Origin of the sequence: Mycobacterium sp. TY814, from assembly GCF_030755175.1 — a bacterium.
Classification (GTDB): Bacteria; Actinomycetota; Actinomycetes; order Mycobacteriales; family Mycobacteriaceae; genus Mycobacterium.
In genome coordinates this window covers 1,854,622-1,866,861 of record NZ_JAUFRY010000001.1, presented here as the reverse complement: position 1 = coordinate 1,866,861, position 12,240 = coordinate 1,854,622, and the positions used below count along the sequence as shown (strand labels likewise).

Genomic DNA, 12,240 nt, shown 5'->3' with positions numbered 1-12,240 from the left:
AACGTAATGAGGGACAGGAGACAGATGAATCCACACGCAGGCACCAACACCCTGAGCGCCGATTTCGCCCTGATGAGATCGGTCGCGGCCACCATCGACGCCCGCAACCAGGAGATCCGGGCGATGCTGCACGCCTTCATCGGCCGAATGAGCGCTGTGCCCCCGTCGGTGTGGGGAGGGGTTGCGGCGGCGCGCTTCAAAGACGTCGTGGATCGATGGAACGGCGAGTCGACGCGGCTTCATCATGTCCTGCACGACATCGCCGAAACGATCCGCGGCAACGAGGCCATACTCCGCGATGCCGGCCAGAGTCACGCGGACAACATCGCCGCCGTCGGCGGAAACCTCTGAACGGAAGGCGGGCCATGGATCAGGCGCTGTCGTACAACTTCGATGTCCTTGAACACTCCGTTCGCCAGGAGATTCACGCCACAGCCGCGCGCCTCAACGCGGCGCTTGACGAGCTACGGTCCCAGATCGCGCCGCTGCAGCAGCTCTGGACCCGCCAGGCGGCGGCTGCCTACCAGGTCGAACAGCTCAAATGGCACCGGGCGGCCACCGCGCTCAACGACATTCTGATCGAGTTGGGACACGCGGTCCGCGACGGCGCTGACGAGGTGGCCGGCGCCGATCGCCGGGCAGCGGGCGGTTGGTCGCGGTAGTCGTTTTGACCTGCGGGGATGCGCGTCGGTAAGCTGCTCCGTTGGCGTGCGGGTGCCTTCGGGTACACAGGGTCCTCGGGTCAATGTCGGTCGCCGAGACCAGCCCCTCCCGCAAAACGCCTGACCGGCCCCCGGTTCGCACCGGGATCCACCCGAGAAAGATGGAGTAAGCGCTGTGCCTACATACGCGCCCAAGGCGGGTGACACCACGAGGTCGTGGTACGTCATCGACGCCACGGACGTTGTGCTTGGCCGCCTTGCCGTAGCAGCGGCGACGCTGCTGCGTGGCAAGCACAAGCCGACGTTCGCGCCCAACGTCGATGGTGGTGACTTCGTCATCGTCATCAACGCCGAAAAGGTCGCCATCAGCGGCGACAAACTGCAGAGCAAGATGGCCTACAACCACTCGGGGTATCCCGGCGGTCTGCGTCAGCGGAGCATCGGTGAGCTGCTGCAAAAGCACCCCGACCGCGTGGTGGAGAAGGCGATCGTCGGCATGTTGCCCAAGAACAAGCTGAGCCGGCAGATCCAGAAGAAGCTTCGCGTCTACGCGGGCCCGGAGCACCCCCACACCGCTCAGCAGCCGGTTCCGTTCGAGATCAAGCAGGTGGCCCAGTGACCGAGACCAGTCTGGAAACCACCGAGGTGGCCGAAGCCGTGGTCGAGAGCGAGTCGTTCGTATTCGAGCGCCCCATCCAGACCGTCGGCCGCCGCAAGGAGGCCGTGGTGCGGGTGCGCCTGGTGCCCGGCACCGGCAAGTTCGACCTCAACGGACGCAGCCTCGAGGACTACTTCCCGAACAAGGTGCACCAGCAGCTCATCAAGGCGCCGCTGGTCACCGTCGAGCGGCTGGACAGCTACGACATCTACGCTCTCCTGCATGGCGGCGGCCCGTCCGGCCAGGCCGGCGCGCTGCGCCTGGGCATCGCCCGGGCCCTGATCGTGGCCAACCCCGAGGACCGGCCGGCGTTGAAGAAAGTCGGCTTCCTCACCCGTGACCCGCGTGCCACGGAACGAAAGAAGTACGGCCTGAAGAAGGCCCGCAAGGCGCCTCAGTACAGCAAGCGCTGATCAGATACCACTTTTTGGCTGCGAGCGTGTGTCAGTCGGCGTGTCGAACGCCTCCGCGGCACGCTCGCAGCCAAAAGTGGGTATGAGCACAATCGCTAACGTGTGAGAGGTTTGTCCGCATGGGTCGACTATTCGGCACCGACGGCGTCCGGGGAGTCGCCAATCGCGAGTTGACCGCCGAGCTGGCGCTCGCACTGGGCGCCGCCGCGGCGCGGCACCTGGCGAGTTCGACCGGCCCGGGCCGCCGAATGGCCGTGATCGGCCGCGATCCGCGGGCCAGCGGCGAAATGCTGGAGGCTGCGGTGATCGCGGGCCTCAGCAGCGAAGGGGTGGACGCGCTGCGGGTCGGGGTGCTTCCGACACCCGCCGTCGCCTACCTGACCGGCGCTTACGACGCCGACTTCGGCGTGATGATCTCGGCTTCCCACAACCCGATGCCCGACAACGGAATCAAAATCTTCGGCCCCGGGGGCCACAAACTCGACGACGACACCGAAGACCAGATCGAGAACCTGGTTGCGGCCGGTCCCGGCCTGCGACCGGTCGGCGCGGGAATCGGCCGGGTCGTCGACGCCGAGGACGCGGCCGAGCGCTACCTGCGCCACGTCGGCAAGGCCAGCACCGTCCGCCTCGACGGGCTGACCGTGGTTGTCGACTGTGCCCATGGCGCAGCCTCCGTCGCCGCACCGAGGGCCTACCGCGCGGCCGGCGCCCGCGTCATCGCCATCAACGCCGAACCCAACGGCCTCAACATCAACGAGCGCTGCGGTTCCACCCACCTGGAGGGACTGCGCGACGCAGTCCTTGCTCACCGCGCCGACCTGGGGATCGCCCACGATGGTGACGCCGACCGGTGCCTGGCCGTTGACGCCAACGGCGAACTGGTCGACGGCGACACCATCATGGTGGTCCTGGCTCTGGCCATGAAAGAGTCCGGTGAACTGGCCTCCGACACCCTGGTGGCGACGGTGATGAGCAACCTCGGACTGCACCTGGCCATGCGCGCCGCCGGCGTGACCGTGCGTACCACCGGTGTCGGTGACCGCTACGTGCTCGAAGAGTTGCGGGCCGGCGATTTCAGCCTTGGCGGCGAGCAGTCCGGCCATATCGTGATGCCGGCGCTGGGTTCCACCGGTGACGGCATCGTCACCGGGCTGCGCCTGATGACCCGGATGGTGCAGACCGGTTCGCCGCTGTCCGCGCTGGCGGCGGCGATGCAGACCCTGCCGCAGGTGTTGATCAACGTCGATGTGGCCGACAAGGCCACCGCCGCCGTGGCGCCGGCGGTGCAGAATGCGGTGGCGCAGGCCGAGGCCGAACTCGGTGACACCGGTCGAATCCTGTTGCGTCCCTCGGGAACTGAGCCACTCATCCGGGTGATGGTGGAGGCTGGCGACGAGGAGATCGCGCAGCGGCTGGCCACCACGGTGGCCGACGCTGTCAGCGCCGCCGGCTGAAACTCGGTGGAACCTCGACGCCCCGTGCGGCGTCGAATGAGGTATGAGACTTGATAGTGCGGACGTGCGCGGTGTCGCTGACCGGATCGACGATGCGGCCGAACTGATCGGCGAGGCCGTATCGAACCACTTGGCGCGGTTGGCCTTTGACGGTGCCTGCGCCGGGCGGGCCTATGCCGTGTATGGCGACAGATTGCGGGGCGAGCTGGATGGCCTGGCCGCCGAACTATCGCAGTGGTCTAGTGCGGCGGCCGAGCTCGCCGCCGCGTTGCGTGCCGGAGCGGACAGCTACGCCGAGGCCGAGTCGTACGCCGCGGCCCGGATCGCGTAATCGTGTCCGAGCGGTTGGACGTCGCGGGGCGACTGGCTGAAGGTCTGCCCGCGCTAGAGCACATCCAGACCTATGTACGGGCTTGCGGGCAGGCCGGTTACCAGCATCCGGAGCTGACCGGCGATCCCGCGCAGGTATCCGACCTGTATGCCGGTGAAGAGGGGCTCGACCTGAATGTCCTCGACGGCGACTGTGCGGCGTTGCGCGCCGCGGCGGCGGTGATCGCCGAAGCGCTGCGATTGCAGCGCGATCAGCTCACCGTGCTGGCGACGGCCTGGACGGGATCGGGCGCCGACTCCGCGATTGCGTTTCTGCGGCGCCACTGCGACATCGCCTCTGCGGTGGTCAATGAGGTCCGCGCGGCGGCCCAACGTTGCGAATCGCTGCGGGACAATCTGTGGCGCCTGGTCGATGCGAAAGTCTCGACGACCACCGCGATCGACGGCCGCACGGCCGCCCAGCGGCCGGTTTGGCTGGCCGCCGCTGCCGCGCTCACGACCGACGCGGGCGCCCGCGAGGTGATTGATCGACAGGTAAAGCCCTACGTGGACAACGATATTCGGCATGATTGGCGCAGCGCGATGCTGTCTGCCCAGGCGGGCGTCGCGGCGGCCTACGACATGGTCACCGACCGGTTCGCCGCTGCTCCGCGCGCTCATTTCGAAATGCCCGGTGACTTCGGCGAGTACCGCGGGCCCGCCGCTGCGACGTCACCGCTGACGCCGGCCGCCCTCGCCGCCTTGCCGGGCGAGCCGGTGCCGGCCAGGTTCGCCGCGGCCCCCCTGAGCATCACGCCGCCGACGCCCGCGCCGGCGCCGCCGATGTCCGTACCGGCGGCGACGATGTCCGCGCCGGCGGCGGGGACGACACAACCTGACCTGGGGGCCGGGTGGCCGGGGGACTCGGGCCTGTCGGGCGGTGGTGGCGGATTCGGCAGTGGAGGCGGATTCGACAGTGGTGGCGGCCTGGGCGGGCTCGGTGGCCTCGCCAGCCGGATCGTCGCGGGCTTGGGCGACCTGCTGAAGTCCTCGGCCGGCGACGCCGAGGACGACCTGACCGACGACGAGGGCGACCGGCAGGAACCGGACCCGCTAAAAGAACCGGCAGAGCCGGAGAAACCCGAATCCGCGCAATCACGGGCGCACGGCGTTGCGCCGGCCACGCCGCCGCTCAGTGCAGCCCAACCCGCGGCCGCGGTACCCGCCCCAGCGACACCTCCGGCCGCGGCGCCGCCCGTCGGAGCGCCACCCGTCCAGCCACCGGCTGCCGCCCCGGTCGCCGCGGGATCGACACCGTGCGAGATCGCGGCGAACGAACTTCCGCAGGCGGGCCAGTGACGTCAGGGCAGCAGTTGCAGCAGTTCCTCGACATAGCGAACGGCTTCATCAGCCTGTGCCGTCGCAGGGCGGACCAGCAGCGTGGTCACCCCTGCCTCGGCGAAGACGGCCAGCCGTTCGGCGATGAAGCCGCGCGGGCCGATCAGGGAGACCCCACGCACCAGTTCGTCGGGCAACGCGTCGATCGCCTCTCGCTTGCGGCCGGCGAGGTAGAGCTCCTGGATCCGGTCGGCGGCCTCGCCGAATCCGTACCGGGTAGCCAGGTCGTGGTAGAAATTGCGGCCCCGGGCGCCCATACCGCCGATGTAGAGCGCCAGCTGGGGCTTGATCCAGGCGAACCGGTCCTCGACGTCGTCTCCGATCGCCAGCGCGGTACCCACCATGACGTCCAGCGGGCCCAGCGCGGGATCACGCCTGGCGGCCCCGGCCGCCAGTGCCTCGCCCCACACCAGATGGGCCTTGTCCGGATAGTAGAACGCCGGTTGCCAACCCTCGGCGATCTCCGCGGTGAGTTCGACGTTCTTCGGGCCCAGTGCCGCAATCGATATTGGAATGCGTTCGCGCACTGGATGATTGATCAGTTTCAGGGCCTTGCCCAACCCCGTGCCGCGATCGGCGGGCAGCGGGATCTGATAGTGCTTGCCGTCATAGCGGAGCGGCTCCTGCCTGCGCCAGACCTGTCGGCAGATTTCCACGGCTTCGCGTGTGCGCCCCAGCGGGGCGTCGAACGCGATGCCGTGGAACCCTTCGATCACCTGCGGTCCGGAGGTGCCGATCCCGAGGTTGAAGCGGCCACCGGAGACATGGTCCAGGCCGGCGGCCGTCATGGCGAGCAGCGAAGGCGTTCGGATGAAGAGCGGCAACACGCCGGAGGCCAGCTCAACTCTGCTCGTCCTGGCCGCCAGAAACCCGAGCTGGCTGATGGCGTCAAAGGCGTAGGCTTCGGCGACCACGGCCACGTCGATGCCGACCTTCTCGAGTTCGACGACGCGGTCGACGGCCTCGTGAAAGCCACCCGAATAGTCCAGCGCGATCCCGATCCGCATCAACGACACTTACCACGGTCCCGCGCAGCCCGGGAATCAGCCTGTCGACGTGCCCGTCCAGTATTCGGCGAAGCGCTGCCCGTCACCAGCGAGCCGCAGGATGTCGTTGCCGGTGAACCGGACCGGACCGTCCGGGCCGCCGCCGGTGCCGACCCACCGGCCGGCGATCAGGTCGCCATCGTGCAGCGGGCCAAGCTCGACGGTAAAAGTCAAGTCCGTCAACATGTTTCGTGTCTGCTCGATGATCTGCGTCAGTTCGTCCGGTCCGTGCACATCGCGATCGGGCCAATGTCCCACGAAGTCGTCGGTGACGAGCTCCGCCGCGACGGGCCGCCCGGCCCACAGCTCACTTATCCAGCGCTGGTACAGACTCTGTGCGTCAGCCATACATGGCTACTACCCGCTCGCGTGTGCAGGGACACACCCGTGCCGGTCACTTCAATAGCGCGACGATCTTCTCCTCGGCGGTCACCGGCGGCGCTTCGGGATCCACCGGCTCGGTGCGGGGCAGCGTCACGTCCGGATCGGCGAAATCTCGGTAGGTCTTGTCCCCGCCCAGGGTGTAAAGCAGATAACCGGTCAGCAGAGCGCGCACCGCCCGTTGGGTCTTTCGGTCAGAGCCGGCCAGCCCCACGGCTTTCGACAGTCGCCGGCCTTCTACCAGGCCACCCCCTTCCGCCTTGCTGACGATACGCAGCGTGGCCTTGTCCCAGGCGCGGTCCAGCGTGAGAGCGTTGGAGTTCAGGGTCTTGGGGTCGCCGGGCGCGGTCAGGATGAGGCCGGGCACGTCGAGTCCCGCAGCCGGCAGTTCCGCCGGGGGAGCGGTCACCGTGGGGAACAGCGCGGCTACCGCGGCGAGCGGCCTACCGGCCGAGCCGGACATACCGGCGGCAGCGAACACCGCAGCCGACCCACCGAACCCATGACCGGCCAGACCGAGCTTGGCGGGGTGAACGCTGATCTCGCCGGGGCCAAGCCGCACCCCGGAGATGATGTCCAGGGCGACACCGAGATCGAACGCCAGGTTCATCACCGACGGGGCGAGACCACGCTGGGTGTCCGGCGCGCCGGCCACGATGCCCCAGGACGCCAGGTGCTCCAGCAGGCCCGAATATTGAGCGGACCCGGTCAGCCAGTCGTGCCCGAACGCGATACCGGGCAGATTCATGCCGGCTTCGGGGGTGTACACCACGCCGGGGAGTCCGGCAAAGGCCAGGTCACCGCGTAGAACGCGGTGTGGACCACGACGGGTGAGGGCGGCGACGAGCTTGCGGATGCGGGCCACCCGTCGACGTTAGCGGTGCGCCGGCGGATGGGTAAAGGCGGTCCACGTACCGCCGTCCCAATAGCGCTGGCCGGGTTGCCCGGATGGGTCGGGATACCAGCCCGCCGGTGTCGTCCTGGCCGGTACCGCCCCCGCCGGTTGCTGCGACCACGCCGGTTGTTGCTGGGCGATCGGTTGCTGCTGGCCAGTCATGGCCTGCGGATTCTGAGCCAGGTTCCGCACCTGTCGAATGGCGTGCATGTTGGAGAACAGCGCGATCCAGTTGAACACCACCAGCGACGCCAGACTCCACCAGCCCGCCAACAGGCAGTGGGTCTGCGCATCTTTATAGGCCCGTTCGCACTGCTCGAGTGTGCCGGTGTACCGAACGGTCTGCTGCTGCCAGAAAATCAGCGCTCCGGTGTGCTTGAGCAGGCTGATGTGAAACAACGGCCCCGGATACCCGGCCGCCGAGGGCTGCTGGTACGGCGGTGGCGCTTGGTACGGCTGTGACACAGCAAACCTTTCGTGCAGGTAGAGACATATACGATATCGCCGGTCCCGGTGATAATTCCGCACCTGCACTACCCTGGTCAGAATGTGCGGAATCGTCGGCTACGTCGGGCAGCGCCCTGCCTGCGACGTCGTGATGAACGCCTTGCGCCGGATGGAATACCGCGGCTACGACTCCTCGGGCATCGCACTGGCGGACGGCAAGGGCAAGCTCACGGTGCGCCGCCGCGCAGGTCAGCTCGCCAATCTGGAGTCGGCGCTCGCCGACATGACCGAGGCCGAACTGTCCGGCACCACCGGACTGGGCCACACCCGCTGGGCCACCCACGGCCGCCCGACCGACCGCAACGCGCACCCGCACCGCGATGCGGCCGGCAAGATCGCCGTCGTCCACAACGGCATCATCGAGAACTTCGCCTCGCTCCGACAGGAGCTGGAGGCCGCCGGCGTGGAGTTCGCCAGCGACACCGACACCGAGGTCGCGGTGCACCTGGTCGCCCGGGCCTATCACGACGGCGAGACGGCCGGCGATTTCGCCGCATCCGTGCTGTCGGTCCTGCGCCGGTTGGAAGGCCATTTCACGCTCGTCTTCGCCAACGCCGACGAGCCCGGCACCATCGTCGCCGCCCGCCGCTCAACACCTCTGGTCATCGGAATCGGCGAGGGCGAGATGTTCGTCGGCTCCGACGTGGCCGCCTTCATCGAGCACACCCGCCATGCGGTCGAGCTCGGTCAGGACCAGGCGGTGGTGATCACCGCCGACGGGTACCGGATCAGCGACTTCCACGGCAACGAGGATCTGGAAGCGGGCCGCGAGTACCGGGAATTCCATATCGACTGGGACCTCGCCGCCGCCGAAAAGGGCGGCTACGAGTACTTCATGCTCAAGGAGATCGCCGAGCAGCCCACCGCGGTTGCCGAGACCCTGCTCGGCCATTTCGTGGACAACCGGATCGTGCTCGACGAGCAGCGACTGTCCGACCAGGAACTGCGCGAGGTCGACAAGGTGTTCGTCGTCGCCTGCGGCACCGCCTACCACTCCGGTCTGCTCGCCAAGTACGCGATCGAGCACTGGACCAGACTGCCGGTGGAAGTCGAACTGGCCAGCGAGTTCCGCTACCGGGACCCGGTTCTGGATCGCAGCACCCTGGTCGTGGCCATCTCCCAGTCCGGCGAGACGGCCGACACGCTGGAGGCCGTCCGCCACGCCAAGGAGCAGAAGGCCAAAGTGCTGGCGATCTGCAATACCAACGGCTCGCAGATTCCGCGCGAATGCGACGCGGTGCTCTACACCCGCGCCGGCCCGGAGATCGGAGTCGCCTCCACCAAGACGTTCCTGGCGCAGATCACCGCCAATTACCTGGTGGGTCTGGCGCTGGCGCAGGCCCGCGGCACCAAGTACCCCGACGAAGTCGAACGTGAATATCGCGAGCTGGAAGCGATGCCCGACCTGGTGGCTCGGGTGATCGCGGCGACCGAACCGGTGGCCGACCTGGCGTACCGGTTCGCTCAGTCGTCGACGGTGTTGTTCCTCGGTCGCCACGTGGGCTATCCCGTGGCGCTGGAAGGCGCGCTGAAGCTCAAGGAACTGGCCTACATGCACGCCGAGGGGTTCGCGGCCGGCGAGCTCAAACACGGCCCGATCGCGCTGATCGAGGACGACCTGCCGGTGATCGTCGTGATGCCCTCGCCCAAGGGCTCGGCGATGCTACACGCCAAGCTGATGTCGAACATCCGCGAGATTCAGACCCGGGGCGCCGTGACCATCGTGATCGCTGAGGAAGGCGATGAAACGGTGCGCCCCTACGCCGACCATTTGATCGAAATCCCTTCGGTGTCAACACTTTTGCAGCCACTGCTGTCGACCATTCCGCTGCAGGTGTTTGCCGCGTCGGTCGCGCAGGCGCGTGGCTACGACGTCGACAAGCCACGTAATCTGGCGAAGTCGGTGACAGTCGAATAGACGGGGGCGCCATGAGGTGGGGGATCGTCAGTCTTGCGGTTTTCGTCGTGGCGTACGTCGGTCTGGTCGCGCTGTATGCGCTGACCGGCATGGGCCCGGCCCATCCCGTGACGGACGGCCAGCCGTCGGCCGACGGCACCACTGTGACGCTGGATATCACGGGCATCCAGCCCTACCGCAATGCGCTCGTCGGCGACCTCACGGTGACACCCGGGCCCGCGCTGCTGGATCCGCTGACCGGAAATCTCAAGGAAGACCTCACCGTCGCCGCCACATCCGCGACCACGCCGACCAGCCGTACCTGGCCGAAAGGCACGCAGCCCGGCGTCGTCCCGATATCGCTCAACATCAACGGTGACGTGTCCGATTGGCCGTTCGACAGCTACGTCTCCAAACCGGTGTCGATCAACCTCTTCCGCGGCACCCCGCAAACTCCGGAATGGGCTTCGGTGACATTCGTCGATCGCCTTCCCGGCTGGAAGGTCGAGGTGCAGGGCGGCGCCACAGGCGAAGTCAAGACCCCCTACCGTGCGCAGGTACAGCGCTCGCCCAGCACCGTCGCGCTTGCCGTCGTGCTCCTCGCGGTCCTGGTCTCCATTGCCGGCTTCGGTCTGTTCGTCGCCGTGCAGACAGTGCGCGACCGGCGGAAGTTCCAGCCGCCGATGACGACGTGGTTCGCGGCCATGCTGTTCGCGGTGATACCGCTGCGCAATGCGCTGCCCGACGCGCCCCCGTTCGGAGCGTGGGTCGACATCACCGTGGTGCTCTGGGTGATCGTGGCGCTGGTGGCATCGATGGGTCTCTACGTGTCGTGCTGGTGGCGGCACCTCGCCCCGGAGAAACCGGTGGAGCCAGCGAAATCAGAGACGCCGGCGCAAGCCGAGAAGCCGGCGGAACCAGGGCAGCCAGAGAAACCGGCGAAATCGGACCAGCCCGCAGTACCCGGCCGATGAGGCTCGCGATCACGGGCGTGCTGCTTTTCGTCGCCGCCTACATCGCATCGATCGTGTTGTATGTCGACAGCGGTATGGGTCATCCGCACCGCATCGCTGACGGTTCGGCCCCGTCCGACGCGACCCGGGTCACATTCGACATCGAGGACATTCAGTCCGACAACAGCGTGCTGCGGGCCAACATCACCGTCGAACCCGGCGCCGGCTTGCTGGACCCGCAGACGCACACCCTCAAAGACGATCTCAGCGTCGTGGCGACCTCGGTGACGTCGGCCAGCAAGCGGACGTGGCCGAAGGGCACTCTTCCCGACATCATCCCGGTCGCAGTCACGCTCACCGGCGACGTCGCGGACTGGCCGTTCGACAGCTACCAGTCGGGCCCTTTGGCCATGCAGCTCTTCTCCGGGGCCGACCAGACGCCGGTGCCGGCCGCGGCCACCCTGGTCGATCGGCTACTCGGCTGGAAAATCGAGGTGAATCGGCTGGGCGCGGGCAACGAGCGCGCGCCCTACCGCCTCGATCTGTACCGGTCACCCAGTACCGCGGCCTTCGGTCTGGTCATCCTGGGTGTGCTCGTCGCGCTCGCGGTGCTGGCCCTGTTCGTCGCGGTGCAGACATTCCGCAACCGCCGGAAGTTTCAGCCACCGATGACGACCTGGTACGCGGCGATGCTGTTCGCGGTGATGCCCTTGCGGGGTGCGCTTCCCGACGCTCCGCCGTTCGGCGCGTGGATCGACGTGACGGTGGTGCTGTGGGTCATCGTGGTGCTGGTGATATCGCTGACGCTCTACATCGCGTGCTGGTGGCGGCACCTGGCACCACACAGGGCCGAGCAGCCGACGAAACCGACTGAGCCATAATCAAGTAACTGAGCGGAATGTTGCCCACGCTGTACGCTGCGACCGCGGGCGTGAAAGGGTTGGACGGTGGCGAGGGTATCGGTATCGGTACGGGCTCGGGCGTTGGTGCGCATCGTGTGGCACTACGTCACCAGCGCGCCGCTGACCTACGGCTGGCTGCTCGCGCTGGCCATCACGACGCTCGTGCAGAACCTGCTCACCGGCCATCAGCTGCACTCGATCCTGTTGCACCGCTACACGAACGTGCACGCGCTGGCGACCGATCCGCTGGGCGTCCTGTTTTCCAGCCTCTGGTGGATCGACGGCCGGAGCCTGGAACCCTACCTGCTGCTGTTCACCATCTTCCTGGCGCCAGCCGAGCGATGGCTCGGCCAATTGCGTTGGCTCACTGTGGGATTGACGTCGCACATCGTCGCCACCTATGTCAGTGAAGGCCTGCTGTACATGGCGATCCAAATGCACGACGCCTCGGCGAGATCGGTACGCGCCCACGACATCGGGGTCAGCTACTTCCTGGTCGGTGTCATGGGGATCCTCACCTACCGGATCGCCCGGCCCTGGCGCTGGGGTTACCTGGGGGTGCTGCTGCTCATCTTCGGCTTTCCGGTGCTGGTGATGGACCGCATCGAGCTCAGCTTCACCGCCATCGGTCATTTCGCGGCGCTGCTGATCGGCCTGGCGTTCTTCCCGATGGCCCGTGAGCGCACGACCGGGTCCTGGAATCCGGCGGAGCGATTCAGAGCCGTCTTCGGCCGGCGGAAAACACAGGAGGCGCCGGGCTGA

The 12,240-nt window shown here is 67.5% G+C and carries 15 protein-coding genes; 11 read left to right on the top strand and 4 right to left on the bottom strand.

Annotation, left to right across the window (positions count from 1 at the left end; genetic code table 11):
* Positions 1 to 24: 24 nt before the first annotated feature.
* From QXH22_RS08090 to QXH22_RS08060, 7 genes are all read left to right on the top strand, one after another.
* Complete coding sequence (locus QXH22_RS08090; RefSeq protein ID WP_306242181.1) at positions 25 to 351, top strand: WXG100 family type VII secretion target; 327 nt, start codon at positions 25 to 27, stop codon at positions 349 to 351.
* A gap of 14 nt (positions 352 to 365) precedes the next feature.
* Positions 366 to 662 carry a WXG100 family type VII secretion target gene (locus tag QXH22_RS08085; RefSeq protein ID WP_306242180.1) on the top strand — a complete coding sequence of 99 codons (297 nt, stop codon included), beginning with the start codon at positions 366 to 368 and terminating at the stop codon, positions 660 to 662.
* A 175-nt stretch (positions 663 to 837) separates the two neighbouring features.
* Positions 838 to 1,281, top strand: coding sequence for a 50S ribosomal protein L13 (gene rplM, locus QXH22_RS08080; RefSeq protein ID WP_055579855.1), 444 nt, complete (start codon positions 838 to 840; stop codon positions 1,279 to 1,281).
* Entirely contained in the window at positions 1,278 to 1,733 is a 456-nt protein-coding gene (rpsI, locus tag QXH22_RS08075; protein WP_306242179.1) for a 30S ribosomal protein S9, read from the top strand. The genes rplM and rpsI overlap by 4 nt, the downstream gene beginning before the upstream one ends.
* Positions 1,734 to 1,852: 119 nt before the next feature.
* Complete coding sequence (gene glmM / locus QXH22_RS08070) at positions 1,853 to 3,190, top strand: phosphoglucosamine mutase (RefSeq protein ID WP_306242178.1); 1,338 nt, start codon at positions 1,853 to 1,855, stop codon at positions 3,188 to 3,190.
* A 43-nt stretch (positions 3,191 to 3,233) separates the two neighbouring features.
* Positions 3,234 to 3,521, top strand: coding sequence for a type VII secretion target (locus tag QXH22_RS08065; protein ID WP_306242177.1), 288 nt, complete (start codon positions 3,234 to 3,236; stop codon positions 3,519 to 3,521).
* A 2-nt stretch (positions 3,522 to 3,523) separates the two neighbouring features.
* Positions 3,524 to 4,858: a hypothetical protein gene (locus QXH22_RS08060; protein WP_306242176.1), complete on the top strand. Its 1,335-nt coding sequence runs from the start codon at positions 3,524 to 3,526 to the stop codon at positions 4,856 to 4,858.
* Between the two features lie 2 nt (positions 4,859 to 4,860).
* Here the strand turns inward: QXH22_RS08060 and QXH22_RS08055 are convergent, their stop codons facing one another.
* From QXH22_RS08055 to QXH22_RS08040, 4 genes are read right to left on the bottom strand one after another with little or no spacing between them, the layout of a single operon-like run.
* The gene (locus QXH22_RS08055) at positions 4,861 to 5,904 is read right to left on the bottom strand and encodes an LLM class F420-dependent oxidoreductase (RefSeq protein WP_306275319.1); all 1,044 of its coding nucleotides are present in this window, start codon (positions 5,902 to 5,904) and stop codon (positions 4,861 to 4,863) included.
* A gap of 36 nt (positions 5,905 to 5,940) precedes the next feature.
* A complete protein-coding gene (locus QXH22_RS08050) occupies positions 5,941 to 6,291 on the bottom strand; it encodes an ester cyclase (RefSeq protein ID WP_306242174.1) in 351 nt (116 codons plus the stop codon).
* Positions 6,292 to 6,337: 46 nt separating this feature from the next.
* Positions 6,338 to 7,189 carry a dienelactone hydrolase family protein gene (locus tag QXH22_RS08045; protein ID WP_306242173.1) on the bottom strand — a complete coding sequence of 284 codons (852 nt, stop codon included), beginning with the start codon at positions 7,187 to 7,189 and terminating at the stop codon, positions 6,338 to 6,340.
* Positions 7,190 to 7,198: 9 nt separating this feature from the next.
* On the bottom strand, positions 7,199 to 7,618 hold the full coding sequence (locus QXH22_RS08040; protein ID WP_306244421.1) for a DUF2510 domain-containing protein: 420 nt from the start codon (positions 7,616 to 7,618) through the stop codon (positions 7,199 to 7,201).
* A 148-nt stretch (positions 7,619 to 7,766) separates the two neighbouring features.
* On the opposite strand from QXH22_RS08040, the gene glmS reads away from it, so the two are divergent.
* The 4 genes from glmS (at position 7,767) to QXH22_RS08020 (ending at position 12,240) form a co-directional block, all read left to right on the top strand.
* A complete protein-coding gene (glmS, locus tag QXH22_RS08035) occupies positions 7,767 to 9,644 on the top strand; it encodes a glutamine--fructose-6-phosphate transaminase (isomerizing) (RefSeq protein WP_306242172.1) in 1,878 nt (625 codons plus the stop codon).
* A gap of 11 nt (positions 9,645 to 9,655) precedes the next feature.
* Complete coding sequence (locus QXH22_RS08030; RefSeq protein WP_306242171.1) at positions 9,656 to 10,597, top strand: DUF4436 domain-containing protein; 942 nt, start codon at positions 9,656 to 9,658, stop codon at positions 10,595 to 10,597.
* Positions 10,594 to 11,457 carry a DUF4436 domain-containing protein gene (locus tag QXH22_RS08025; protein ID WP_306242170.1) on the top strand — a complete coding sequence of 288 codons (864 nt, stop codon included), beginning with the start codon at positions 10,594 to 10,596 and terminating at the stop codon, positions 11,455 to 11,457. The genes QXH22_RS08030 and QXH22_RS08025 overlap by 4 nt, the downstream gene beginning before the upstream one ends.
* Before the next feature lie 66 nt (positions 11,458 to 11,523).
* Positions 11,524 to 12,240 (top strand): rhomboid-like protein, encoded by a 717-nt coding sequence (locus QXH22_RS08020; RefSeq protein WP_306242169.1) that lies wholly within the window; start codon positions 11,524 to 11,526, stop codon positions 12,238 to 12,240.

Excerpts from the sequence above, each read along its gene's own strand:
- QXH22_RS08050 (WP_306242174.1), bottom strand. The coding sequence starts at position 6,291 with ATGGCTGACGCACAGAGTCTGTACCAGCGCTGGATAAGTGAGCTGTGG.
- glmM (WP_306242178.1), top strand. The coding sequence starts at position 1,853 with ATGGGTCGACTATTCGGCACCGACGGCGTCCGGGGAGTCGCCAATCGC.
- glmS (WP_306242172.1), top strand. The coding sequence starts at position 7,767 with ATGTGCGGAATCGTCGGCTACGTCGGGCAGCGCCCTGCCTGCGACGTC.
- QXH22_RS08065 (WP_306242177.1), top strand. The coding sequence starts at position 3,234 with ATGAGACTTGATAGTGCGGACGTGCGCGGTGTCGCTGACCGGATCGAC.
- QXH22_RS08085 (WP_306242180.1), top strand. The coding sequence starts at position 366 with ATGGATCAGGCGCTGTCGTACAACTTCGATGTCCTTGAACACTCCGTT.
- QXH22_RS08090 (WP_306242181.1), top strand. The coding sequence starts at position 25 with ATGAATCCACACGCAGGCACCAACACCCTGAGCGCCGATTTCGCCCTG.
- QXH22_RS08025 (WP_306242170.1), top strand. The coding sequence starts at position 10,594 with ATGAGGCTCGCGATCACGGGCGTGCTGCTTTTCGTCGCCGCCTACATC.
- QXH22_RS08030 (WP_306242171.1), top strand. The coding sequence starts at position 9,656 with ATGAGGTGGGGGATCGTCAGTCTTGCGGTTTTCGTCGTGGCGTACGTC.
- QXH22_RS08055 (WP_306275319.1), bottom strand. The coding sequence starts at position 5,904 with ATGCGGATCGGGATCGCGCTGGACTATTCGGGTGGCTTTCACGAGGCC.